This window comes from Halomonas meridiana (assembly GCF_009846525.1).
In the GTDB taxonomy this organism is placed as follows: Bacteria; Pseudomonadota; Gammaproteobacteria; order Pseudomonadales; family Halomonadaceae; genus Vreelandella.
Window position 1 is genome coordinate 2,746,418 of sequence record NZ_CP024621.1, and the last position, 21,187, is coordinate 2,767,604.

Consider the following 21,187-nt stretch of genomic DNA (forward strand, 5'->3'; position numbering starts at 1 on the left):
CTTATTTCATGGTAAAGCCGCGTTTCACCAAGAAGTCACGCATATGGGGGCGCAGCTTGCTATCGAACAGAGGGGTTAGGTTGTGCGACCAATCACTGTTTTTATTGCCGCTACTCCGAGACTGATAGTACGCCTGCATGGTGTCGTCAAAGGCGGCCACATGATCGCTATCATCAGTGTAGTAGTCCTCTTTCAGAATCGCTTCAACGGGCAGGCGCGGCTTCACTTCCGGCTGATGCGCTGGGTAGCCCAGACACATGCCGAACACCGGGTAGACATGGGCTGGCAGACGCAGCAGCTCACTGACGGCGTCCGGGTCATTGCGAATACCGCCGATGTAGCAAATACCCAGGCCTTCTGATTCGGCGGCGACCGCCACGTTTTGCGCCATGAGCGCCGTATCCACGGTGGCGACCAGCAGCTGTTAGGTCATGCCGCGCTCGACATTGGCGCCGGTACGCTCAGAGGCGTCGGTGGGACGCTTCATGTCGGCACAGAAGACCAAAAACGCCGCGCTGCTAGCCACGTAACCTTGGCCACCGGCCAGCTCGGCAATCGCTTCGCGATTGGCGGTATCTTTGACATGAATCACCGTGTACGCCTGCACATGGCTCGACGTCGCTGCCGCTTGGCCCGCTTGAATCAGTTCACGCAGTAGCCCCTGGGGAATCGCTTGATCGGTGAATTTACGAATCGACCGGTGGGCATTGAGTAGCTTGATCACATCGTTCATATCACGTACCTCTTGGGTGGTTGTCCATTGGGCGGGTTAGTGTTTACGGCGGTTGAACAGGCCCTGCTTACACTCCCGCTGCGCCTCGACGTCGCCACGAATCTGTGCATGGCTGATCAGCGCGAAAATGAAGGTGCCGCCAATGACGTTACCGGCCAGCGTCGGCAGTGCAAAACCCACCACCGCGTCGTACCAGGAAATATGGCCATCGAACACCAAATACAGCGCTTCGCTGGTGCCGACGATGATGTGAGTGAACTCTCCAATCGCCATGACGTAGGTCACGATGATGATGATCCACACCTTGGCCTGGTCGGCGGCGGGAATCAGCCACACCAGGGTCGCAATCATCCAACCAGCGAGAATCCCTTTAGAGAACATTTCCATGGGCGTATTCGCCATCATGTGCTCCCCAAGGGCGATGAACGCTTGGTGCGTTGCCTCGTCGAACATCGGCATGTGCAGGAAGGTAAAGGAAGAGAGCGCGGCCCCCATCAGGTTGCCTACCAGTACCACGCCCCATAACCTGCCCAATGCTCCAAGGTTCGGCAGCGTTGGGCGGCTCATGACGGGCAGCACGGCCGTGACCGTGTTTTCGGTAAAGAGCTGTTGGCGGGCCAAAATGACGGCAATGAAGCCCACGGTGTAGCCTAGACACTCGACTAAAAAGCCAATGTCGGTTTGCGGCAGATGGGCATGCATGACGCCGCGCGCCACCATGGAGAAACTCATCGAGATACCCGCCGCAATGGCCGACCATAGCAGCGCCATGGAGTCTCGCGAGAGCTCCTTTTGCCCCTCTAAGCGTAAATGCTGATGCACCACGGCAGCTCTGGAGGGCAAGTTCGCCTCTCGCGCTTCCTGCTGATTACTCGACGCCTGGGAAGCTGGCTCATGCTGGCCGTGCTCCTCACGACGCTGATCCCCCCTTCAAAATTGTCATCCGCTTGGTGCTGTTGGTTCATGCTGGCTCTCTCCCTAGTGAGTTTTCAGCGTAACGCTATTGTCTAAGATTGGGTAGCCACTCAAGGGGGTTAACGTACGGTGGATAAAGAATTTTTACGCGATGTTGCACGCGAGAAAGACAACGCTCGCTATACTATTTCTAACCCTCAGGCCTCATCACGTTGCTAGGAAGCCGATATGTCTAACGCCTCTCACACACCGCCCGGCCAGGCATGGAACGCCGGTCGGTATGCGGAGCACGCCAGCTTTGTTCCCGATCTAGGTACGGAGGTCCTCCGCCTGCTTTCGCCCCAACCAGGTCAGCGCATTTTGGACGTGGGCTGCGGCGACGGTGCCCTCACCGAACGCATCATGCAGCTTGGCGCGGACGTCGTAGGGATCGATGCCTCAGCAGAGATGGTTGCCGCCGCCCAACAGCGCGGCGTAACGGCGCGCGTGATCGACGGGCATCAGCTGCCCTTCGACCACGAATTCGACGCGGTCTTCAGCAACGCGGCGCTGCACTGGATGCTCGACCCGCAAGCCGTACTGGCGGGCATAAAACGCGCCTTGAAGCCCGGTGGGCGTTTCGTGGCAGAGTTTGGTGGCCATGGCAACGTGGCGGCTATCTGCACCGCGCTGATTGCCTCGCTCCAGTTCCGCGGTATCAGCTCGAAGGGCCGTCACCCGTGGTACTTCCCCACTACCCAGGAGTACACCAATCTGTTGCAAACGGTCGGCTTTCGGGTCGATAGCGTCGAGCTCATTCCCCGCCCTACGCCGCTGCCGACGGGCATGGCGAGCTGGCTGGATACCTTTGCCACTCCTTTCTTCCACGGCCTGGAAGAGGACCTGAAAGATGCCATTTTCGATAACACCCTCAACCTGCTGGCCCACAGCCTGAGCGACGGCCACGGCAACTGGACGGCAGACTACGTGCGCATCCGCGTCGTCGCCCACGTTTAAACGCGTTTCCTCTTATCGCTCCAAAAAACAGGGCGGCTCGATAGCCGCCCTGAGAGGGATGTACGGATGAGAAAGATAGACAGATAGGGCCCCTGGTTAGAACTCATCCCAGTCGTCGCTGCTCGACACCGTCGACTGCGCAGCAGGCTTGGCCGCCGGGCGCTGCTCCACCAACGGGGCGCTAGCCGCAGGCGGCTGGCTCCCTTCGGCTAGCCGGAACGTTGCCATGAGCGTCGCAAGCTGGCTGGCTTGCCCTTCCAGCGCGCTTGCCGCCGAGCTGGTTTGCTGCACCAGCGCAGCGTTTTGCTGGGTCACCGAGTCCATTTCCGTCAGTGCGGCGTTGATCTGTTCGATGCCGCTGTTTTGCTCTCGGGTAGCCGTGGAGATCTCCCCCATCAGCGTGGTGACCTGACGAATGGCGTCGACGGTCTGGCTCAGCGTCTCGCCGCTCCGTTCGGCCTGCGTGGCGCCGCTGTTGATTTGGGTGGTGGTTTGTTCGATCAGCCCCCGAATCTCTTTGGCCGACTCCGCACTGCGGGTCGCCAGCGAGCGCACTTCGCTTGCCACCACCGCAAAGCCACGCCCCTGCTCGCCTGCCCGCGCCGCCTCTACCGAGGCGTTGAGCGCCAGAATGTTGGTTTGGAAGGCAATCGAGTCGATCACACCGATGATATCGTTGACCCGATCGGCGCTGGCGGCGATCTCGCGCATGAGCTGGACGGTACGCTCGACCTCTTCGCCGCTCGCCTCAGCAGATTGGGAGGCCGCGACCGAGAGCTGGTCGGCCTCCTGGGCTATCTCGGCATTTTTGCTCACCGTGGTGGCCATTTGCTCCATGCTGGAGGCCGTTTGTTGCAGCGCCGAGGCCTGCTGCTCGGTACGTGAAGAGAGGTCTTGACTGCCCGACGAGATATCGCTGGCGCCGCTGTAGACGTGTTCACTGCTGCTACGCAGCGACATCACCAGTGTCTTCAGCTTCTCTTGCATGGTCGCTAAACCGATGAAGAGCTGACCAATTTCGTTACGGCCACGGTCTTCGATACGCCCGGTCAAATCACCGTTGGCAATGCGGTCGAAATGCCCCAGCGCCTGCTGGAGCGGGGTCACCACGCCACGCATCATCGCCATACGAATGACGATCGCCGCCAGCAGGGAAAACAGCAGCAGACCAACCGCTACCGCACCGCCAATCGTCGCCAAGCGCTCCACCTGGCCCATGACTTGCTGGCCGCGTGCCTCGGTGTAGGCCACGAACTCGCCCATCGCGGTATCCAGGTTAGCCCCCAGCTCGCCCAACGCTTCCTGTTGGCGCTGAATTTGAAACGGCGCGGCATCCAATAACGGCACGATGCCGTCAGTCACGAAGGCGTGATAGGCCGCGATCACGTTGTCACGCCTCTGGGCCAGCTCGCTTTCCGGTGTTACGGGAATCGCCGAGAACTCGTCAAAGCGGCTTTGCGCTGCCGTCACGGCGTCTGCCGCCATGGCCAGGCTCTCCTGCCCTTTATCCGGATTGCCCTGGGTACTGAAACTGGCCGAGCGGTCGAGGAAGGTTTGCGCCCTAAGCGCATTCACTTGGGTGCGGTTCGCCAAGTTGGCGAGTCGCACGTTGATGTTATTGATCTCGCTGAGTGCTCGATCGCTGGTGGTATTGGTGTAAAACCCCAGCGCGCTGATCAAGCCGATCATCACTACGAGCAGTGCCAAGGCAGCCGTCAGGCTCCACTTGATGGAGAGTTGTTTCATCGCTGCGTTCCCTTCTGCTTTATTAGTTGTTACCCCACCTGTCAGGAGGGTAAAGCAAGACGAGCAGAAATATGACGCCACTACGACCTTTGTATACCAATAAATTTTACATAACGACAAAACAAAAAAGCCCACCGCCTTGAGGGGGTGGGCTTGCCGACGCTCGATGGCTTAGGCAGCGGTCTCTTTTAGAGTCGCCATGTCGATCACGAAGCGATAGCGCACGTCACCTTTCTCCATGCGCTCGAAGCCTTCGTTGATCTTGTTGATATCGAGCATTTCGATATCGCAGGTGATGTTCTGCTCGGCGCACAGCTTGAGCAGCTCTTCGGTTTCCGCAATGCCGCCGATCAAAGAGCCTGCCACGACGCGACGCTTGAACACGAGGTTGAACGCTTCGATGGCTGGTTCGATGGGCTCTAGCAGGCCGACCAGAATGTGCGTACCGTCATACTTCAGCGACGCCAGGTAGGGGTTCAAGTCGTGCTGAACCGGCACGGTATCGAGCATGAAGTCGAAGGTTTCGGCCACGGCATCCATCTGTGCTTGGTCGCTGGAAACCACCACGTGGTCGGCACCGTTGCGCTTGGCTTCTTCGACTTTGGCATCGGAGCGCGTGAATACGGTCACTTCGGCACCCAGCGCCTTGGCCAGTTTGACGCCCATGTGGCCCAGACCGCCCATGCCGATCACGCCGACCTTGTGGCCTTTGCCAACGCCGTGATGCTTCAGCGGCGAGTAGGTGGTGATACCGGCACACAGGATGGGCGCCGCGGAGGCCAGATCGATACCGTCAGGCATCTGCAGAACGAAGTGCTCGCTGACCACGATGGAGTCGGAGTAGCCGCCCTGAGTCAGGGTACCGTCCTGGCGGTCCGAGCTGCCGTAGGTCATGGTGAATCCTTCCAGGCAGTACTGCTCTACGCCATCTTGACAGGCAGAGCAGGTGCGGCAGGAATCGACCATGCAACCCACGCCGACCAGGTCACCAGCTTTGAAACGGGTCACGTCGCTGCCCACGGCCGTGACGCGGCCCACGATTTCGTGGCCCGGCACGACCGGGTACTGGCTCATGCCCCAGTCGTTACGGGCAAAGTGCAGGTCGCTGTGGCATACGCCGCAGTAAAGGATTTCAATGGCAACATCGTCGGGACGCGGCTCACGACGATCAAAGGTAAACGGCGCGAGGGGCTTGTCAGCGGAAAACGCGGCGTAAGATTTTGCTTGGCTCATGAAAACTCCTTTTTAAATACATCCCGCAGGTGCGGAAAGGTGCTTCCATTATTGGCTGCCTAAGGGGAGATAGCGATGAACGAAGCTACGTTTTTTTTGCTTATTTCTCTAACCAGGTGCAATAAAATAACAAAATAAGTCAGAAAAACGTCATAATTCTCGCAACCCAACGATTGCAAAGCGTAAGGAGAGTCCATGGCCAGCACCGCCCATGTCGGCAATGCCCTTGCCGACCTCATCACTCCGCTCGTAAAGAGCGATGGACCCAGCCCCTCCCGCCTGAACCGCGTCAGCCTGCTCTGCCTAGGCCGACACCAGGTACGCACGCCGCTGATGTATGAACCGAGTCTCATCATCATCGCCCAAGGGCGTAAAGTAGGCTATCTGGGCGATCGGGAGATTCACTACAACCCTGGGCACTACCTGGTTCAAACGCTTCCTCTGCCATTCGAGTGCGAGACCCACGGCTCTCCGGAGGCGCCGCTGCTGGGCATTTCGGTCAAACTCGACCCGGCACTGCTCAGTGAAATGGTCACCGCCATGGGCGACCGTTACCAGCCGGACATCACGCCCCTGCCGATGGCCTCGGTGGCAATGAACGAGGGGATGCAGGCGGCCGTCTTACGCTTGGCGCGCACCCTGCATGATGCGGTGGAGTGCAGCACCATGGGCGATGCCCGCATACGCGACGTGGTATTCGAGGCGCTCAAGGGCGAACAAGGGCCTGCCTTACGCGCGCTGGTACAGGGGCACGGCAACTACTCACGTATCGTGCAAGTGCTCTCGCAGCTCCACAGCCACTTTGCTGACGATTTTTCAGTAGAGCAGCTCGCGCAGCAGGCGAACATGAGCGTGTCGACGTTTCACCAGCACTTCAAGCAAATTACCCGCGCCTCGCCTGCCCAGTACCTCAAACGGCTGCGCTTGATCAAAGCGCAGCAGCTCCTCTTGCAGGATAGCCACAACGTGAATCAAGCGGCACTGGCGGTGGGTTACCGCAGCGTGCCGCAGTTCAGCCGCGACTATAAACGCTATTTTGGTGAGTCGCCCCTCCAGCATCGCCGCCAGGAGCAGGCGCTGCGCGCGTGAGGCGCACGGGCGTTCGACGCTTATTTAGCGAAGATTTGGCGCTTGTCTTTGAAGGCCTTGAACTCCAGCGCGTTACCGCAGGGGTCGAGCAGGAACATGGTGGCCTGCTCGCCCACTTCGCCTTTGAAGCGAATGTAAGGCTCGATGACGAAGTCAGTGCCACGCGCTTTCAACCGCTCGGCCAGCGCTTCCCACTCGTCCCACTCCAAAATCACCCCAAAGTGCGGCACCGGCACGTTATGACCATCTACCGGGTTGGTATGGGCGCTCTCCTGACCCGGCGTTTTGGGGTGCTCATGAATGACGAGCTGATGACCGAAGAAGTTGAAGTCGACCCAGTGATCGCTGGAGCGACCCTCTTCCAAACCAAACACATCGTTGTAGAAAGTGCGCGCCAAGGCGACGTCGTAGACGGGAATCGCCAAGTGAAAAGGGGAAAGGCTCATGGGTGTCTCCTGATAGGGTGCTTTTGTTGGTAGATGGCTAGCGCGCTGCGCTAGGCCCGTGTCACTATCCTAAAAGGCGGCATGTAAAAATAAAATCAATTGTTTTTTTGATCTATTCACAACTTTTATTGATGAATACATAGACCATGATCCGCGAACTCAGGACGCTCATCGCCGTTGCCCAGCACGGCACCTTTGCGGCAGCGGGCCAACGTATCGGCTTGACCCAAGCCGCCGTCAGCGCGCAGATGAAGCGCTTGGAGGCCGAGCTTGGCGTGGCGCTGTTCGAACGCAGCGGGCGGGCAGCGGTTCTCACCCAGCGCGGACACAAAACGCTACAACAAGCCCAGGCACTGCTGGCCCTGTACGGCACCTTAGGCGCCTCCTCCGCTGGGCAAGAGGCCGCTACCCGCGTTACCTTGGGGGCGATAGCCTCCATTCAGCGCTCGCTGCTACCAAGCGTATTGGCGCGCTTTCATCGCCAATTTCCCGAATGCCGCTCCCGCGTGGTGCCGGGACTGTCACTGGCGCTGATGAATCAGGTGGATGCGGGGGAGCTGGATATGGCGGTGATCATTCGTCCACCTTTTTCGCTACACAGCGACCTACGCTGGCAGCCTCTTGCCCATGAGCCGTTTCGGTTACTGGTGCCCCGCCAAATGGCCGGTAACGATTGGCGTGAGTTACTCTCCAGCCAGCCGTTCGTGCGCTATGACCGCGCCTCGTTTGGCGGGCGCCAGGTCGACCGCTTTCTGAGAGACAATCACTGCCAAGTACATGATGTGTGTGAAGTCGACGAGCTCGACGCCATCGTACAGCTAGTGGCCAACGGCGTGGGCGTCGCGCTGGCACCGCAACCAAGCGCTCTCCAGCGCTGGCCCACTGGCGTGCGGGCCATCGACTTGAACGAGCACACCTTCCATCGCGATATCGGTATCGTTCACCGCGCTAGCGGTCAGCTCAGCGAACCGGCCCAGGCCCTGGCCGCCCTGCTGACGCAAGTAGCCACCAAGTAACCGCTGCTGCACACTAAAACGCCAGCCCGAAGGCTGGCGCAAATGAGCCCATCCTGCACGTGGCCTAGGCCTCGGTGGTGTTCTCGTCTTCCGTAGCGCTGTCTTCTGTAGCGCTCGGCTCTTCTTGCGATGCCTCGTCAGCGGCTTGGTTGGATTCGTCTGCGGCGTCGGCCTCGTTGGACAGATTCATGGGCTCGTCTAGCGCGAGCGTCCGTGCCGTGTAAGCGCGCACCTCGCTCAACAGCTCAGGATTCTCTGCCAGCTTTTGGCCGTAGGAAGGAATGATCTCGGTCAGCGTGGACTGCCACTCGTCGCTTGCCACGTGAGTCGGGAATACGCGGTCCAGCAGGCCAAGCATGATCGACGGCGCAGTCGAAGCACCCGGCGAAGCGCCCAGCAGCGCAGACATGGTGCCGTCTTGCGACGTCACGACTTCCGTACCGAATTGCAGTACGCCGCCACGCTCGGGGTCGTTCTTGATGATCTGTACGCGCTGGCCCGCCGTCCACAGTTCCCAATCGTCGCGGTTAGCGTTGGGGTAGTACGCTTGCAGCGCTTCGAAGCGGTCATCGTCAGACATCAGTACCTGGCCCACGAGGTAGCTCACCAGATTGAAGTTATCCAGACCGACTTCCACCATGGGCCAGGTGTTGTCCAGCGTCATGGAGCCAAACAAGTCCGTCCAAGAGCCCTCTTTCAAGAACTTGCTGGAGAACGTGGCGAAGGGGCCGAAGAACAGCGCCGGTTCACCATCCAAGTAGCGCAGGTCCAGGTGCGGAACGGACATGGGCGGCGACCCTTCCCCCGCTTTACCGTACGCTTTCACGTCGTGCTGCGACACCACGTCCGGGTTGGTGGTGTAGAGGAACTGGCCGCCAACGGGGAAGCCCGCGTAAGCCTCGGCCTCGGGAATCCCCGATGCCTGCAGCAGCGGAAGCGCAGCCCCGCCTGCGCCGATAAACACATAGCGCGCATCGACGGTGCTCTCTTCACCGCTTTCCAAGTTGGCAATGGTGACGTGCCAAGTGTCATCGTCGTTGCGGGTCAGGTCGCGCACTTCGCTGTTCAACCCCAGCGTGAAGTGCTCGCTGCGTGTCAGCGCTTCAACCATCTCACGGGCCTGAGCCCCGTAGTTCACCTCGGTTCCCATCTGCATGCGCGTGGCAGCCACCGGGCGGTCGTCGTTTTCACGACCGTCCATGACCAGCGGCATCCACTCGGCCAGCTCAGCGCGATCTTCCGAGTACTCCATGCCCGCGTATAGCGGATTCTGCGTCATGGCGTCGTAACGCTCGCGCAGGAAATTGACGTCCTCATCGCCCCACACCACGGCAATGTGCGGCACGCTATTGATAAATGAGGAGGGCTCACCAAGAATGCCGTTCTCGACCTGATGCGCCCAGAACTGACGAGAGATCTCGAACTGCTCGGTGACGTTGATCGCGCGCTGGATCTCGACACGGCCACTGGCATCCGGCGTGTAGTTCATTTCCATGAACGCAGAGTGGCCGCTACCGGCGTTGTTCCAAGCATTGGAACTCTCTTGAGCGACTTGATCCAGGCGCTCATAGAGATGAATGTCCCACTTAGGCTCTAACTCTTGCAAGTAAGTGCCCAGGGTCGCGCTCATGATACCGCCGCCAATCAGCACTACGTCGACCGGTTCATCGGCGGCGACGGGCATGGCGGCAAGGGCTAACAGTGGTGAACAAAGTAACAGACTTAAACGTTTTTGCATGTCATGTCCCTGACGATACAGAAATGACGTGCCGGAACAGCGGGTGCCCAGCGTCGAGGGGATAAAAATTGCGACGAAAGTCTAACAAATAACCCTGTTCACGGGAACATAAAAGAAACCTTAAATGAGAATGAAAGGAATTAACGCATGAAGCCAGAAGACCTGGAAACATTGGTGACGCGAACGATGCCGTTTGGCAAATACGAAGGCTGGCTCATCGCCGATCTACCGGGCCCTTATTTGAACTGGTTTGCCCGGGAGGGGTTTCCCAACGGCGAGATTGGACAGCTCTTGCAACTGATGCATGAGATCGACCATAACGGCCTGAGCGATCTGCTCACACCGCTACGCAACCGTTAACGAGCGCGCAGCGCCTGCGCTCGCTCTTCCATGTAACGGTGGCGATGCTGGTCGGGGTCGTCCGGAAACCGGCCTAGCGCGACGGCTTTCTCGAAAAAGCCGGTGGCCGGTATGTCGTCACCCCGACGGCTGATGACCAGCGCGGCGATCATGGGTCGCCCGGCGGCGACGTCCTCGTCCATCAACTGCTCGAGCGCTTGGGCCACCCGTGCAATGGTGCGCGGGGGCGTCAGCCCTAGCGCGCTGGCAACGTGCTGATAGGTCATCGGCAACGCGTTGGAGGGAGCTTGCATCAGAAGGGCACGGACTTGGCGGGCAAGAGCGTCGACATCGGCTGAGTGCATGGGGGAGTTACTCGTTCTAAGCGGCGGTAGAGAAAGATAGCCACGCTACCACATCGCTGGCTATGCTGTTGCCAATGCGTGACGATTGAGTGGCAATCACAAAGAGGGAGCTTATGGTTAGACAACGCCCACATCAGCCCGCCAAACGCCGCTGGCTCCATGTCATCGTTTGGTTGAGCGTGCTGGCGCTGCTGGCAGCGGCACTACTCATGGCAGGCGCTGGTCCCGCCTATCGCTGGCAGTGGATCTCCTTAGGGGAGGCCTTCAACCTACTGCGAAACGGCGTTTATGCGGCGACGGCCGCCGTCGCGCTGAGCGTACTCGTGCTGCTGGTCAGTGCCATCCTGCGGCGCGGGGGAACGGCTATCGCGGCCATTGGCGTTCTGCTTGCCACGGCCGCCCTACTCTACATGCCATGGCAACAGTGGCAGCGCGCCCAAGAAGCGCCGGTGATCCATGACATCACCACCGATACCCAGCAGCCGCCCCCATTCGTTGCCCTACGCGATGAGCGCGAGGCGGCCCCTAACGGGGTGGCGTATCCAGGCGATGACACCGCCGAGCAGCAGCGGACCGCTTACCCGAACGTACAACCCCTGGTGGTGAATGCTCCCGCCGCGACCGTGCTGGCCGCGGTTCAAGCCGAAGTAGATGCCGCCGGCTGGGACATTGCCGAGATCACCCCGACCCGTTTGGAAGCCACTGCCGTGACGCGCTGGTTTGGCTTTGAGGATGACGTGGTGATTCGACTGACCGAACAGGGCGAGCGTACTCAGGTGGACATGCGGTCGGCATCGCGGCTGGGTGCCAGCGACGTGGGCACCAATGCGCTGCGCATCGAGACCTTTTTGAACGCACTACGCAAACGGTTGGAGTAGCTTCGGGCCGACCTTAGTGAACGCGTTTTTGGTGGTCATGCCGCGTACGTTCGCGGGCCAAAATCTGCTGGGCGTCCAGCTCGCCAATGGGCACGGTCACGCTGGCGGGAATCTCCCCACTTAGCTGTAGCGCCTGGTAGCGCAGCGCACACACCCGCAAGAACGAGGTGAAGTTACCCAGGTCATGCCCGGCATCGATCGATTCATGGTACAGCCGGGTGATCATCTGCGCGGTGTTCATTCCGTCGCGCTGGGCAATCTCTTCCAGCAGTTGCCAGAAATAGTTCTCCATCCGCACGCTGGTCACCATGCCATCGATACGCAGTGAGTGCGTGGCGCTGCGCCACAGTGCCGGGTCCGCATCGATAAACAGTTTGCACATGGTCACTTCCTCCAAACCAACCGTCTCCGATTAGCATAGCGGCTGAGCGAGTGCGCGCCCAGCAGAGGCACGCACCTTCACGACGAGGCCACTATTTGTCGAGTAGCGCCATGAACTGCGCCAGCCAAGCGGGGTGGGCGGGCCAAGCGGGGGCCGTGACGAGGTTGCCATCGGTCACCGCCTCGGTGACGTCTAACGCTGCGAACCGACCACCGGCCAGTTCGACCTCGGGCTGGCAAGCGGGGTACGCCGAGCACTGCTTGCCCTCCAGCACCTTGGCTGCCGCCAGCAGTTGAGCCCCGTGGCAGATCGCCGCGACCGGTTTCTGGGTATCGAAAAAGTGTTTCACCATGGCGAGCACGTCTTGATTGAGCCGCAGGTACTCCGGCGCTCGACCGCCGGGCACGACCAGGGCGTCGTAATCCGCCGGGTCGACGCTTGCGAAATCCGCATTGAGGGCAAACCGGTGGCCTGGCTTTTCGGTATACGTTTGGTCGCCTTCGAAGTCGTGAATGGCTGTGGCCACGGTATCTCCCGAAGCCTTACCCGGGCAGACTGCATCGACGCGATGCCCGACCGCCATCAGCGCTTGGAAAGGCACCATGGTTTCGTAATCTTCGGTGAAGTCGCCGGTGATCATTAAAATGCGTTTGCTGCTCATCTCCGTTCTCCTTGTGATTGTCGTCGGTCGAGCACGCGGTGGGCGTGTCATGGCAGATTAGCAAGCCATCAGGCGGGATAGGTAGTACGCCGTTACTACACGCCCAATGGCACCCGCTTATCATAAAAAAAAGCCCGCTACGAACGAGCGGGCTTGAGCTGGATGGATATCGATTACAGCAGCGCGTCGATGGGCCGCTGCCCATCCAGCAGTGTTATCTCCTGGTTGATGAGACTCGGGGTCTGCACCACGCGAAGCAGTGCATAAGCCACGTTGGCCCGGGAGATCTGGTTGTCTCCCGCTTCCTCGACGCTGTTGGCGAATTTGTGCGTCGGCGCCTCATCGGTGAGACGGCCGGGCTTCAAAATCACATGGGAAACGTCGCTGTGCCGCAGATGCGCATCGGCTGCGAATTTGGCGGCCATGTAGGGGCGCATTTTTTCGGGGGCTTCCAAGGGTTTTTCCGCCCGAATGGCGCTGACCATGATGTAACGCGACAGGCCCTGCTGGCTGGCGATATCCGCCGCACGGATCGCGCCAAACAGATCGATGAGTAGCGTTTTGTCCGGCCCGGTGTGCGGGCCAGAACCGGCGGTAAAGACGACTTGATCGCACCCTTCGAAGGCGTGTTCCATGTCGCCTTCCAAGTCGCCCACGACGGTTTGAATGCCCCGCTCTTGGAACCAGGCGGCCTGCTCTTCATGGCGAATCATGGCTTTGATGGGCGTACCAGCCTCTTGGGCTAACGCGCAGAACTGTTTACCGATCTGACCATTGGCACCAATCACTAGGGTCGTCATTTTGCCTCCTTGTCTATCGTGTCTGCTTTATCAGTGTAGGCGGCACGCCTAAAGTTCAACCCTAGAGGCAAAAACCGCGGGCACCTTTCGGTGCCCGCGGTAAGAACGTCGGTCCCGCTCATCGGCTTACGTCAGGCGCGCGTGCTCCTCACGAGCAGGCAGCGCAGCCTGTTGTCCGGCGCTGGGACTGACGTGAAAGCGGCTGACCAGGGTATGCATGTCGCCCGCGCGCTCATCCAGCGTTTGGCTAGCGCTGGAGGCATCTTGAACCAAGCGCGCGTTTTGATGTGTCACCTGATCCAACTGGGAGATGGCCTGGTTGATCTGATCGATACCCGCCGACTGCTCTTTCGTGGCATCGGCAATTTCGGTGACGTAGCGGGTTACCTCCGAGAGGCTGTCGATGATGTCCTGCAAGTGATGGCTCGACGCGTTGACCAACTGCTCGCCTTCGCTCACTTTTTGCACGCTGTCGTCCACTAGATGGCGAATCTGCGCTGCTTCTTCTGCGCTGCGCCCCGCCAGCTTGCGCACTTCCTGTGCCACCACGGCAAAACCGCGCCCCTGCTCACCGGCACGGGCCGCTTCTACCGAGGCGTTCAGCGCCAGCAGGTTAGTCTGGAAGGCGATGTCGTCGATGGCCTTGATGATGGACGTGATCTTCTCGCTCGCCTGACGAATATCGCTCATGGCGGCCGTGGTGCGTTTAGCCACGTCGCCTGCAGAGCGTGCCCGATCATCCACACTGCTGCTGGCTCCTTTGGCCTGATCGGCGTAGTCAGCGGTCTGCTTGACCGTGGCGGTAATCTGCTCGAGGCTGGAGGCCGTCTCCGCCAGCGATGCCGCCTGTTGGTCCGTGCGCTGCGACAGGTTTTCATTGCCGGAAGCGATTTGGCGGCTGCTGGCGGCAATCGCCTCGGCGCTTTCACGAATCTGCGACACCATGCCTTCGAAAGTGTCCATCATCCGGTTGAACGCCTGGGCGGCTTGGCCGACCTCATCGTTACGCTGAAGCGCTAACCGCATGGAGAGGTCGGCGTTTTCACCGGCGGCACCGCTAATGCTCTCCATTTGACGACGCATGGCCACCAGCGGGCCAAGCACACGTACCAGCGTGCGCCAGCCAAAGATGGCCAGTACCCCGATGACCCCCGCCGTCACCAAAATCAGTAGCGTACGCCCTGCATTGGCCAGCGTTTCGGCTTCTTCGCTGGCGCTGGCTGCCTGGGCAACGGTATAGGCTTCGATGTCACTAAGCGCTGCGCGCATTTCGGTCGTCGCGGCAGCCACATTGGTCAGTGCGGCCTGTACTTGGGCCCCCAGGTCCAACTGCTGCTGGCGCAGCGCATAGACCGAATCGGCGTCTTCCACCATCACGCCGTTCAGCTCGACGATGACCTCATCGAGTTCGCTGATCAGGGCGCGCTGCTCGACGGTGGTGCTGGGCGCCTCGGCGATCGCCGCCAGGGACTGGCGCGCCAGCGACACCTGTTGGGAAATCTCGTTGCTACGCAGGTTGACCAGGGCATCGATGCTATCCACCTGCATCATTTGCCGCCCTAAATCGGACAGCGTGGCGACGGCCATGCGCGCATTGCCACTCAGGCGACCAATATCGACCCGGGCGGTAAACATGTTATCCAGCAGCTGGGTAGGCAGCGTCGTGGTGCCCTCCTCCCGCCAGGCTTCCATCAGTTCCCGCTGGCGGCGCTCTTCACGCACTTGAGCCAAGGCAGTACGCCCGGCAATGTCTTCGGCACTGCGCATGACGTTGGTGATGGCCGCTTGCATCTGAACGATCTGCTCGTCCATCTGCGCTTGCAGAGTCAGCGCATCACGGCGCACGTTTTCCAGCGCCTCGTCACCGGCCAGCAATGCGTCATACTCGTTGTCCAGCGCGGCAAGCTGTTCGGCGGCATCGGTTTGCTCGATACGCGCCAGCCCCGTACGCGCTTGGCGATAGCGCGCGTCCAACTCACTACGAGGCGTCACGTCATCTAGCGCTTGGTTGCTGTCGACCGCCAGCAGGTCGGCATGGCGCTGCCCAAAGGCCCCCATGGTCAACACCATGCTACGGCTGGCGTCTTGCAGCGGCAGCACCTCATCGGTCACAAAGTGCTGGACGTTGATCAGCCGCTGGTTGGTCATCCAACCCGTACCTGCCAGCACCATGCTACCCAGCACGGCGGCAGCAAAGAGGCTAATGAGCATCGCGCGGATACTTATGGTTTTTTTCATCAGGGGTATTCGCTGTGTCAGAGATAATGCATACGGAATATGGAACCACGATTACTGCACTAAGTTGTTCCAATCCACCGGCTCGAACTGGCCGTTTCGGATGATGGTGGGCCATACGGCATCGCTGGCTTGATGGTCGTTCGGCCCTAGCGTCAGCGGCTCGCCAACGCCGATATCGATGCTGCCCAGGCTCAACAGGCCATCCACGATGGCTTCACGATCTGGTTGATCACCTGCGGCTTTGACGCCTTCGGCAAACAGTTTGGCGGCCAAATAGCCTTCCAAGGAGATAAAGTCCGGGTTGGCATTGGGCGCGAATTCCGCCAGTGCCTGACGGTACTCTTCGACCGCAGGCAGGTCGGCGTCCAACGGGGGCACGACTTGCGTCACGATGACGCCTTCGGCCAGCGGGCCGAGCGTGTCCAGCAGCGCTTGGCTACCCACGAACGAGACGTTCAGGAACAGCGCATCGGGCAGGTCTTGTCGTGCTTCGCGAATGAAATCCGCAGCGGGGCCAAACGTGCCGACAATGATCACCGCCCGAGGAGTGACCGGCGCTTGCAGAATGCTGGCAAGGCCTTGGTGAATGTTACGCGTACCGCGAGTGAAGCGGCCATGCACGAGCTGAGACGTGTTCGAGAAGCCCTGCGCATTGAGCGCGCGAATCGCGCCGTTGTAGCCCGCATCGCCGAAGCTATCGTTCTGGGTAAAAAATGCGATTTCCTCAGGCTCGATACCGGCGGCCAACAGACCCTCGATCATCGTCGCCGTCTCTTGCACGTAGCTGGCCCGATAGTTGATCACGTAGCGGTCTGGCGGGGAACGACGCAAAATACCGGCGCCGGTAAAGGCCCCAAATAGCAGCGTCTTTTCCTGGTTGTAGATGGGTATAGTGACGGCGGCGGTGGGTGTTCCTACGTTGCCGATGGCCGCCAACAGGTTGTCATTTCCCACCAGGTCGCGGGTGTGTTTGGCCGCCAGCAGCGGCGAGTATTGGTCATCGAAGGTCGTTAGGCTGAGCGTTTCTCCACCGATGCCGCCTTCGCTGTTGAGTTGGGCGAAATAGGCCTGCACCCCTTGCTGCATGCCGATGCCCAACGGCGCCGCGCTGCCGCTCGCTGGGGCCACCATGCCAACCTCAAGCGCTGCGTGCGCCAGTGGTGCGGCCAATAGTCCCGCCGTCATGAGCCATGTCGTGATTCGTCGCATCGATTCTCCCCCACATCGTAGTGCTTTTTTCTCTTATCGGCGGAAGAATATACGACTTAAGCCTAGCTAGCTTTAAACAGAATGTAATAAAACGTGTCTTGGACTAAGAGGGACGTTCGATGGCGAAACGGTCGGTGATACGCACGTAGTCGCTCCCAGCCAAACGGCCGATGGGCTGGAGCGCCTCCATATCCACATGCCGTCCATCCCAGAGCGCATCGTCGATATGTATCGCGACGACTTGCGCCAGCACCAGGCTGCCTGCCAGCGGCCGGTCGCCAAAGCGAACCACGTCCACCAGCTTGCAGCCAAACGCCACCGGGGCTGCTGCGATGCGAGGCACGCGAACGCCCGGCATGGCGGCCTTCTCGAGCCCTGCCAGGGTGAACTCGTCCTCCCCCCTGGGCAGGCTCGCGCTGGTGGTGTTGAGCGCGTCGACCAGCCCTTCCGTGCCTATATGCACCACGCACTCATCGACCTCTGCCAAGTTGCGCAGCGTATCTTTGGGTTGCGCGCTACCATCCAGCAAAGGCGAAAACGCCAGGATGGGTGGATCGATGCTGGCGACGTTGAAAAACGAGAACGGCGCCAAATTGGCGTTACCGTGCTTGTCTTGGGTGGCCACCCACGCAATGGGCCTTGGGCACACGCTGCCCGACAGCAAGCGATAGAGCGTGCCTGCACTGAGCGGGGACTGTTCAAGTAGGGTATCCATGGGCGCTCCTGATCACTGGGTGATAACGATGCCCTTAATAGGCCGCCGACGCCCGCCCCCTGTCAAGTGTGTTAGCCTTGTACGCACATTGAAAGACGAAGGATCTGAATGCTCACTATTTCCAACAGCGTTAGCTTGGCCGATTGGGAAATCGACTTGAGCCAAATTCGCGCGCAGGGGGCTGGCGGTCAAAACGTCAACAAAGTCGCCTCTGCCGTGCACCTGCGTTTCGACATTCAGCGCTCGACGCTACCGCCGGTCTATAAAGAGCGGCTGATGGCCCTCTCGGATCAGCGCATTAGCAAAGAGGGCGTGGTGATCATCAAAGCCCAGAGTTACCGCACGCTGGAGCTGAACAAAGAGGATGCCTTGAAGCGTCTTCAGGCGCTGATCAAGAGCGTGGCCAAACAGCCCAAAACGCGCCGTCCCACCAAACCCACGAAGGGCTCCCAGCGCCGCCGGGTCGATCACAAAACCCGCAAAGGCAAAATCAAGTCGCTGCGTGGTAAAGTGCCGGTAAGCTAGCGCTGCACGCGCCGCTTTTCTCTCTACCTGACACAGTGACCTTGATGCCAACGACACCCCGTCCGCTTTCGCCCTGTATCCACGTTTGCCAAATCGTGCCAAGCACCCAGGTGTGCAAAGGGTGCGGACGTACGCTGGATGAAATTGCCTGCTGGGGAAGCATGACCGAGGCCGAGAAGGCCCCGGTATGGAAACGTATCGAACAAGCGGGCTATGTCGAGCGGCAGTCCGATGATGCCGCCCCAGAGTGAACGCTTGGGATCGCTCAACGCTCTTCGTCGTGGCGGTCGCTCAAGATATGGTGAAGTTCACCACAGGCCACCATCGGATCATCGCAGTTGATGACAATATTAGACTCCGCCAGCACGTAGCTGCGTCCGGTAATGGTGTTTTCTACTACTTGGTAAGCGCCTTCTTGATGCGTACCGGTAAAGGTACCGATGAAACCTGTCTCCCGCAGCGATATCGTTTCTAACTTGTCGCCCAGCTTTAACCGCCCTTCGTAATTCATCAATGCCAGCCGTGCCGACGTACCGGTGCCCGTCGTGCTGCGACAAATCACGCTAGGGTGAACATACGTCGTGGAGCGAGAGCGGATATAGCCTTCCGCCACCGGCTCTTCTGGCCCCATGAAGTGCAAAAACGGCAGCGGCCCCACATCCCCGAGGGTGTAGTGGGAGAAGCCGCGCTGCGCCTGAATCGCCTCGACGATTTTGTGAGCGCACGCCGCCAGCGCCTGCTCTTCATCACGCACCAGTTTGAAGCCCAGCGCCTCGGCATCGACCAGAGCGTAAAAGCCTCCGCTGTAAGCGACCGAGTAAGTCACTTCACCGATCCCCGGGACTTGGATGGTGTCGCGGTAGGTATCGATATAGCTGGGCAAACCTTCGCAAGTCACGGATTCCACCACGCCGTTATGCACCCGCGCTTCGATTTGCACCAAGCCCGCCGGGGCTTCCAGCTTGAAGCGCTGAATCCCCTCCTGCTTGGGCACGATACCGGTCTCGAGCACGGCCGTCGCCGTACACAGCGTGTTCGAGCCCGAGTAAATTGGGTAACCCATCACTTCCATGATGATGTACCCGGCAACTGCTTCTGGGTCGGTGGCGGGCACCAATAGATCCACCGACATTTCGGGAATGCCGTAGGGTTCTTCCAGTAGCAAACGGCGCAACCCATCGGCGTCGTCACGCAGGTACTCCATCTGCTGGCGAACCGTGGCACCGGGCAGCGTATCGATACCGCCAGTGACGATGCGGCTCACATCGCCCCCGGCATGTGTGTCCAACAATTGAATCGTATGAAGGTTTTTCACTCACCCGGCTCCTAGGCAGTGGTAATGGCAAACGGTGCACCGTGGGTGTCCCACTGAGCATCGGGGACAATAACGATTTTCCCCAGGTAGTTGCTGCCCCGGTTCACGAAATAGCGCTCGGCCTGATGTAATGCCGAGAGTTTGAACGCGCCGTGCAGCACCGGCTTCAACTCACCGCTACGAATCCAGGCGATTAGCTGCTCTGCCTCCTCGCGAGTGCCGTGGGAGACCCCGAATATCTGCACCTGATACAGGTAAATGCGGGTCCACATGATTTCGCTAAGATTGCCACCGCTAGCACCGGCAATGGAGAGCCGGGGATACGTGGTGCGGCGCTGCATATCGCCAATCATGGTATCGATGAACAGGTCGGTCATCTCGCCACCCACGAGATCCATCACGGCATCGATGGCTTGGCCCTTGGTTTCCGCCAACACACGCTCGACAAACGTCGGTAAGTCACCCCGATCGATCACCGCTTCTGCGCCCAGCGAGCGCAGCGCGTCGGCTTTATCAAGCTGACTGACGGCGTAGGGAATCGCGCCGACGATGCGGCAGAGTTGAATCAATGCCGTGCCGACCCCTCCGCTGGCACCGCTGACCAGCACGCGCTCGCCCGCCTGGACGTTAGCGGCGGTCATCATGTGATAGGCCGTTTGATAGGAGCACATGCCCATGGCCGCCAGCTCCGCATCGTGCAATTCGGGGTTGGCCACGTGGTGGAACTGATCGGCAGGCACCGCCACGTACTCGGCGTAGCCGCCATCGGCACCGTGGCCATAGTAGTCCGGCGTCAGGTTGATGTCGCGACGCTCATCGGCGTATAGGTTGAAATCCAGCAGACCGCGCTCGCCGATGCGCTGGGCGTCAACGCCCTCCCCCACGGCGACGATCCGCCCAGCCACGTCTGCCCCCTGTATGCGAGGGAACGTCAGCGTTGGGGAGCCGCCCATGGCAAACGAAGTGACGTCCTCTTTCCCTTTGGTGGGGTATAGCCCTTCGCGTGCTTTGCGGTCGGTGTTGTTTTTCGCCGTGGCCGTGACCTGCACCAACACCTGGCCGGGGCCAGGTTGTGGCGTGGGCACGTCTTGGCGGTACTGCAGAACGTCTACATCACCGTGGCCGGTCAAAAGCATCGCCGACATCGTGGCCGGTATCGCCGCGCTGTTATCCGTATGGGCCATGGGTGGGCTCCTTATTCAGTGCATATGCCGCGACAATAACAAACGCCGGGCGAGGTTCAAGGGACTAGCCGAAGACCGGCACACCGATGAGCACCGGGTGTAAGTAGAAGGCAAACAGGGCATACGCCACTACGCCGATCGCCACCGTGGCCAGCGTAGCCGCCAGCGAGGTCGTTGCCGGTGCAGCGGGCTGTTGACGGCTACGCTGTTTCGCGGCTTTAAACGCCAAGATTGCCCAGACGAGAAACGCAGCAAAGAAGAGCACATCGCCCAGTCGGCCATTCACAAGCAGGTGCGAAAACGCCCAAATTTTGACGGCCAGCATCATCGGATGGCCCAGTTTGGCTTTGATCGCATTGCCCGGCACATACGCCGCCACCAGCATGATGAAGGCGGGCAGCATCAGTAGCGCCACTGCATGGCGTAAGCCCATCGGCGGAAACCATAGGTGGATAGGGTCGAGGCGCGTTTGACCGTAGCCATATATGGCGATGGCAAGGCCAATGAGGGCCACCACGGAGTAAGCCAGCTTCCACGTGCTCTGGCCACGGTTAGCGATCTGCTGCTGTCGCCAGGATTCCGCAAAGATACGTACCGAGTGCCCGCCTAAAAAGATCAGCAGGCCTAAGATCATGAGGGTCATGGTGGTCACTCTCCGGTGAGT

At 59.9% G+C, this 21,187-nt stretch carries 22 protein-coding genes and 1 pseudogene; 7 read left to right on the plus strand and 16 right to left on the minus strand.

Going from position 1 to position 21,187, the window contains the following annotated elements:
* Position 1 precedes the first annotated feature (1 nt).
* Positions 2 to 733, minus strand: a pseudogene (gene nfsA / locus CTT34_RS13185) (oxygen-insensitive NADPH nitroreductase).
* A 36-nt stretch (positions 734 to 769) separates the two neighbouring features.
* Positions 770 to 1,576 (minus strand): formate/nitrite transporter family protein, encoded by an 807-nt coding sequence (locus CTT34_RS13190; RefSeq protein WP_159342830.1) that lies wholly within the window; start codon positions 1,574 to 1,576, stop codon positions 770 to 772.
* 300 nt (positions 1,577 to 1,876) lie between these two features.
* Between CTT34_RS13190 and CTT34_RS13195 the strand changes: the two genes are divergently transcribed.
* The gene (locus tag CTT34_RS13195) at positions 1,877 to 2,644 is read left to right on the plus strand and encodes a class I SAM-dependent methyltransferase (RefSeq protein ID WP_159342831.1); all 768 of its coding nucleotides are present in this window, start codon (positions 1,877 to 1,879) and stop codon (positions 2,642 to 2,644) included.
* A gap of 96 nt (positions 2,645 to 2,740) precedes the next feature.
* Here the strand turns inward: CTT34_RS13195 and CTT34_RS13200 are convergent, their stop codons facing one another.
* On the minus strand, positions 2,741 to 4,390 hold the full coding sequence (locus CTT34_RS13200; RefSeq protein WP_159342832.1) for a methyl-accepting chemotaxis protein: 1,650 nt from the start codon (positions 4,388 to 4,390) through the stop codon (positions 2,741 to 2,743).
* 171 nt (positions 4,391 to 4,561) lie between these two features.
* On the minus strand, positions 4,562 to 5,623 hold the full coding sequence (locus tag CTT34_RS13205) for an NAD(P)-dependent alcohol dehydrogenase (RefSeq protein ID WP_159342833.1): 1,062 nt from the start codon (positions 5,621 to 5,623) through the stop codon (positions 4,562 to 4,564).
* Between the two features lie 195 nt (positions 5,624 to 5,818).
* On the opposite strand from CTT34_RS13205, the gene CTT34_RS13210 reads away from it, so the two are divergent.
* Positions 5,819 to 6,712, plus strand: coding sequence for an AraC family transcriptional regulator (locus CTT34_RS13210; RefSeq protein WP_159342834.1), 894 nt, complete (start codon positions 5,819 to 5,821; stop codon positions 6,710 to 6,712).
* Positions 6,713 to 6,732: 20 nt separating this feature from the next.
* On the opposite strand, the gene CTT34_RS13215 is transcribed toward CTT34_RS13210, so the two are convergent.
* Entirely contained in the window at positions 6,733 to 7,158 is a 426-nt protein-coding gene (locus tag CTT34_RS13215) for a VOC family protein (protein WP_159342835.1), read from the minus strand.
* A 146-nt stretch (positions 7,159 to 7,304) separates the two neighbouring features.
* Here CTT34_RS13215 and CTT34_RS13220 point away from each other — a divergent pair, with 146 nt between their 5' ends.
* Complete coding sequence (locus CTT34_RS13220) at positions 7,305 to 8,174, plus strand: LysR family transcriptional regulator (RefSeq protein WP_159342836.1); 870 nt, start codon at positions 7,305 to 7,307, stop codon at positions 8,172 to 8,174.
* A 64-nt stretch (positions 8,175 to 8,238) separates the two neighbouring features.
* Here the strand turns inward: CTT34_RS13220 and mqo are convergent, their stop codons facing one another.
* Positions 8,239 to 9,912, minus strand: a complete 1,674-nt coding sequence (mqo, locus tag CTT34_RS13225) for a malate dehydrogenase (quinone) (protein WP_159342837.1) — start codon at positions 9,910 to 9,912, stop codon at positions 8,239 to 8,241.
* A 147-nt stretch (positions 9,913 to 10,059) separates the two neighbouring features.
* Between mqo and CTT34_RS13230 the strand changes: the two genes are divergently transcribed.
* Positions 10,060 to 10,272, plus strand: a complete 213-nt coding sequence (locus CTT34_RS13230) for a DUF3820 family protein (protein WP_159342838.1) — start codon at positions 10,060 to 10,062, stop codon at positions 10,270 to 10,272.
* On the opposite strand, the gene CTT34_RS13235 is transcribed toward CTT34_RS13230, so the two are convergent.
* Positions 10,269 to 10,616, minus strand: a complete 348-nt coding sequence (locus CTT34_RS13235) for a hypothetical protein (RefSeq protein ID WP_159342839.1) — start codon at positions 10,614 to 10,616, stop codon at positions 10,269 to 10,271. The genes CTT34_RS13230 and CTT34_RS13235 overlap by 4 nt on opposite strands.
* A 113-nt stretch (positions 10,617 to 10,729) precedes the next feature.
* Between CTT34_RS13235 and CTT34_RS13240 the strand changes: the two genes are divergently transcribed.
* Complete coding sequence (locus CTT34_RS13240) at positions 10,730 to 11,494, plus strand: DUF1499 domain-containing protein (protein ID WP_159342840.1); 765 nt, start codon at positions 10,730 to 10,732, stop codon at positions 11,492 to 11,494.
* A gap of 13 nt (positions 11,495 to 11,507) precedes the next feature.
* On the opposite strand, the gene CTT34_RS13245 is transcribed toward CTT34_RS13240, so the two are convergent.
* The 6 genes from CTT34_RS13245 to CTT34_RS13270 form a co-directional block, all read right to left on the minus strand.
* Complete coding sequence (locus CTT34_RS13245) at positions 11,508 to 11,876, minus strand: ribbon-helix-helix domain-containing protein (RefSeq protein WP_159342841.1); 369 nt, start codon at positions 11,874 to 11,876, stop codon at positions 11,508 to 11,510.
* Positions 11,877 to 11,967: 91 nt separating this feature from the next.
* Positions 11,968 to 12,537: a DJ-1/PfpI family protein gene (locus CTT34_RS13250; RefSeq protein ID WP_159342842.1), complete on the minus strand. Its 570-nt coding sequence runs from the start codon at positions 12,535 to 12,537 to the stop codon at positions 11,968 to 11,970.
* A gap of 173 nt (positions 12,538 to 12,710) precedes the next feature.
* Positions 12,711 to 13,337: an SDR family oxidoreductase gene (locus CTT34_RS13255; protein WP_159342843.1), complete on the minus strand. Its 627-nt coding sequence runs from the start codon at positions 13,335 to 13,337 to the stop codon at positions 12,711 to 12,713.
* Between the two features lie 126 nt (positions 13,338 to 13,463).
* The gene (locus tag CTT34_RS13260; RefSeq protein ID WP_159342844.1) at positions 13,464 to 15,575 is read right to left on the minus strand and encodes a methyl-accepting chemotaxis protein; all 2,112 of its coding nucleotides are present in this window, start codon (positions 15,573 to 15,575) and stop codon (positions 13,464 to 13,466) included.
* Between the two features lie 51 nt (positions 15,576 to 15,626).
* Positions 15,627 to 16,784, minus strand: coding sequence for an ABC transporter substrate-binding protein (locus tag CTT34_RS13265; protein ID WP_159342845.1), 1,158 nt, complete (start codon positions 16,782 to 16,784; stop codon positions 15,627 to 15,629).
* 103 nt (positions 16,785 to 16,887) lie between these two features.
* Entirely contained in the window at positions 16,888 to 17,499 is a 612-nt protein-coding gene (locus CTT34_RS13270; protein ID WP_159342846.1) for a flavin reductase family protein, read from the minus strand.
* A 108-nt stretch (positions 17,500 to 17,607) separates the two neighbouring features.
* Between CTT34_RS13270 and arfB the strand changes: the two genes are divergently transcribed.
* Together arfB and CTT34_RS13280 are read left to right on the plus strand one after the other, a co-directional pair.
* A complete protein-coding gene (gene arfB / locus CTT34_RS13275; RefSeq protein WP_159342847.1) occupies positions 17,608 to 18,024 on the plus strand; it encodes an alternative ribosome rescue aminoacyl-tRNA hydrolase ArfB in 417 nt (138 codons plus the stop codon).
* A 44-nt stretch (positions 18,025 to 18,068) separates the two neighbouring features.
* The gene (locus tag CTT34_RS13280; protein ID WP_159342848.1) at positions 18,069 to 18,275 is read left to right on the plus strand and encodes a DUF1289 domain-containing protein; all 207 of its coding nucleotides are present in this window, start codon (positions 18,069 to 18,071) and stop codon (positions 18,273 to 18,275) included.
* Between the two features lie 14 nt (positions 18,276 to 18,289).
* On the opposite strand, the gene CTT34_RS13285 is transcribed toward CTT34_RS13280, so the two are convergent.
* From CTT34_RS13285 to CTT34_RS13295, 3 genes are all read right to left on the minus strand, one after another.
* Positions 18,290 to 19,339, minus strand: coding sequence for a proline racemase family protein (locus CTT34_RS13285; RefSeq protein ID WP_159342849.1), 1,050 nt, complete (start codon positions 19,337 to 19,339; stop codon positions 18,290 to 18,292).
* 11 nt (positions 19,340 to 19,350) lie between these two features.
* Entirely contained in the window at positions 19,351 to 20,523 is a 1,173-nt protein-coding gene (locus tag CTT34_RS13290; protein WP_159342850.1) for an alcohol dehydrogenase catalytic domain-containing protein, read from the minus strand.
* Between the two features lie 64 nt (positions 20,524 to 20,587).
* Positions 20,588 to 21,166, minus strand: coding sequence for an NnrU family protein (locus CTT34_RS13295; protein ID WP_159342851.1), 579 nt, complete (start codon positions 21,164 to 21,166; stop codon positions 20,588 to 20,590).
* Positions 21,167 to 21,187: the final 21 nt, after the last annotated feature.

Excerpts from the sequence above, each read along its gene's own strand:
- CTT34_RS13235 (WP_159342839.1), bottom strand. The coding sequence starts at position 10,616 with ATGCACTCAGCCGATGTCGACGCTCTTGCCCGCCAAGTCCGTGCCCTT.
- CTT34_RS13265 (WP_159342845.1), bottom strand. The coding sequence starts at position 16,784 with ATGCGACGAATCACGACATGGCTCATGACGGCGGGACTATTGGCCGCA.
- CTT34_RS13215 (WP_159342835.1), bottom strand. The coding sequence starts at position 7,158 with ATGAGCCTTTCCCCTTTTCACTTGGCGATTCCCGTCTACGACGTCGCC.
- CTT34_RS13280 (WP_159342848.1), top strand. The coding sequence starts at position 18,069 with ATGCCAACGACACCCCGTCCGCTTTCGCCCTGTATCCACGTTTGCCAA.
- CTT34_RS13245 (WP_159342841.1), bottom strand. The coding sequence starts at position 11,876 with ATGTGCAAACTGTTTATCGATGCGGACCCGGCACTGTGGCGCAGCGCC.
- CTT34_RS13230 (WP_159342838.1), top strand. The coding sequence starts at position 10,060 with ATGAAGCCAGAAGACCTGGAAACATTGGTGACGCGAACGATGCCGTTT.
- CTT34_RS13250 (WP_159342842.1), bottom strand. The coding sequence starts at position 12,537 with ATGAGCAGCAAACGCATTTTAATGATCACCGGCGACTTCACCGAAGAT.
- CTT34_RS13210 (WP_159342834.1), top strand. The coding sequence starts at position 5,819 with ATGGCCAGCACCGCCCATGTCGGCAATGCCCTTGCCGACCTCATCACT.
- CTT34_RS13220 (WP_159342836.1), top strand. The coding sequence starts at position 7,305 with ATGATCCGCGAACTCAGGACGCTCATCGCCGTTGCCCAGCACGGCACC.
- CTT34_RS13200 (WP_159342832.1), bottom strand. The coding sequence starts at position 4,390 with ATGAAACAACTCTCCATCAAGTGGAGCCTGACGGCTGCCTTGGCACTG.
- CTT34_RS13195 (WP_159342831.1), top strand. The coding sequence starts at position 1,877 with ATGTCTAACGCCTCTCACACACCGCCCGGCCAGGCATGGAACGCCGGT.
- CTT34_RS13260 (WP_159342844.1), bottom strand. The coding sequence starts at position 15,575 with ATGAAAAAAACCATAAGTATCCGCGCGATGCTCATTAGCCTCTTTGCT.
- mqo (WP_159342837.1), bottom strand. The coding sequence starts at position 9,912 with ATGCAAAAACGTTTAAGTCTGTTACTTTGTTCACCACTGTTAGCCCTT.
- CTT34_RS13240 (WP_159342840.1), top strand. The coding sequence starts at position 10,730 with ATGGTTAGACAACGCCCACATCAGCCCGCCAAACGCCGCTGGCTCCAT.
- CTT34_RS13270 (WP_159342846.1), bottom strand. The coding sequence starts at position 17,499 with ATGGATACCCTACTTGAACAGTCCCCGCTCAGTGCAGGCACGCTCTAT.
- CTT34_RS13290 (WP_159342850.1), bottom strand. The coding sequence starts at position 20,523 with ATGGCCCATACGGATAACAGCGCGGCGATACCGGCCACGATGTCGGCG.
- CTT34_RS13295 (WP_159342851.1), bottom strand. The coding sequence starts at position 21,166 with ATGACCCTCATGATCTTAGGCCTGCTGATCTTTTTAGGCGGGCACTCG.
- CTT34_RS13255 (WP_159342843.1), bottom strand. The coding sequence starts at position 13,337 with ATGACGACCCTAGTGATTGGTGCCAATGGTCAGATCGGTAAACAGTTC.
- arfB (WP_159342847.1), top strand. The coding sequence starts at position 17,608 with ATGCTCACTATTTCCAACAGCGTTAGCTTGGCCGATTGGGAAATCGAC.
- CTT34_RS13205 (WP_159342833.1), bottom strand. The coding sequence starts at position 5,623 with ATGAGCCAAGCAAAATCTTACGCCGCGTTTTCCGCTGACAAGCCCCTC.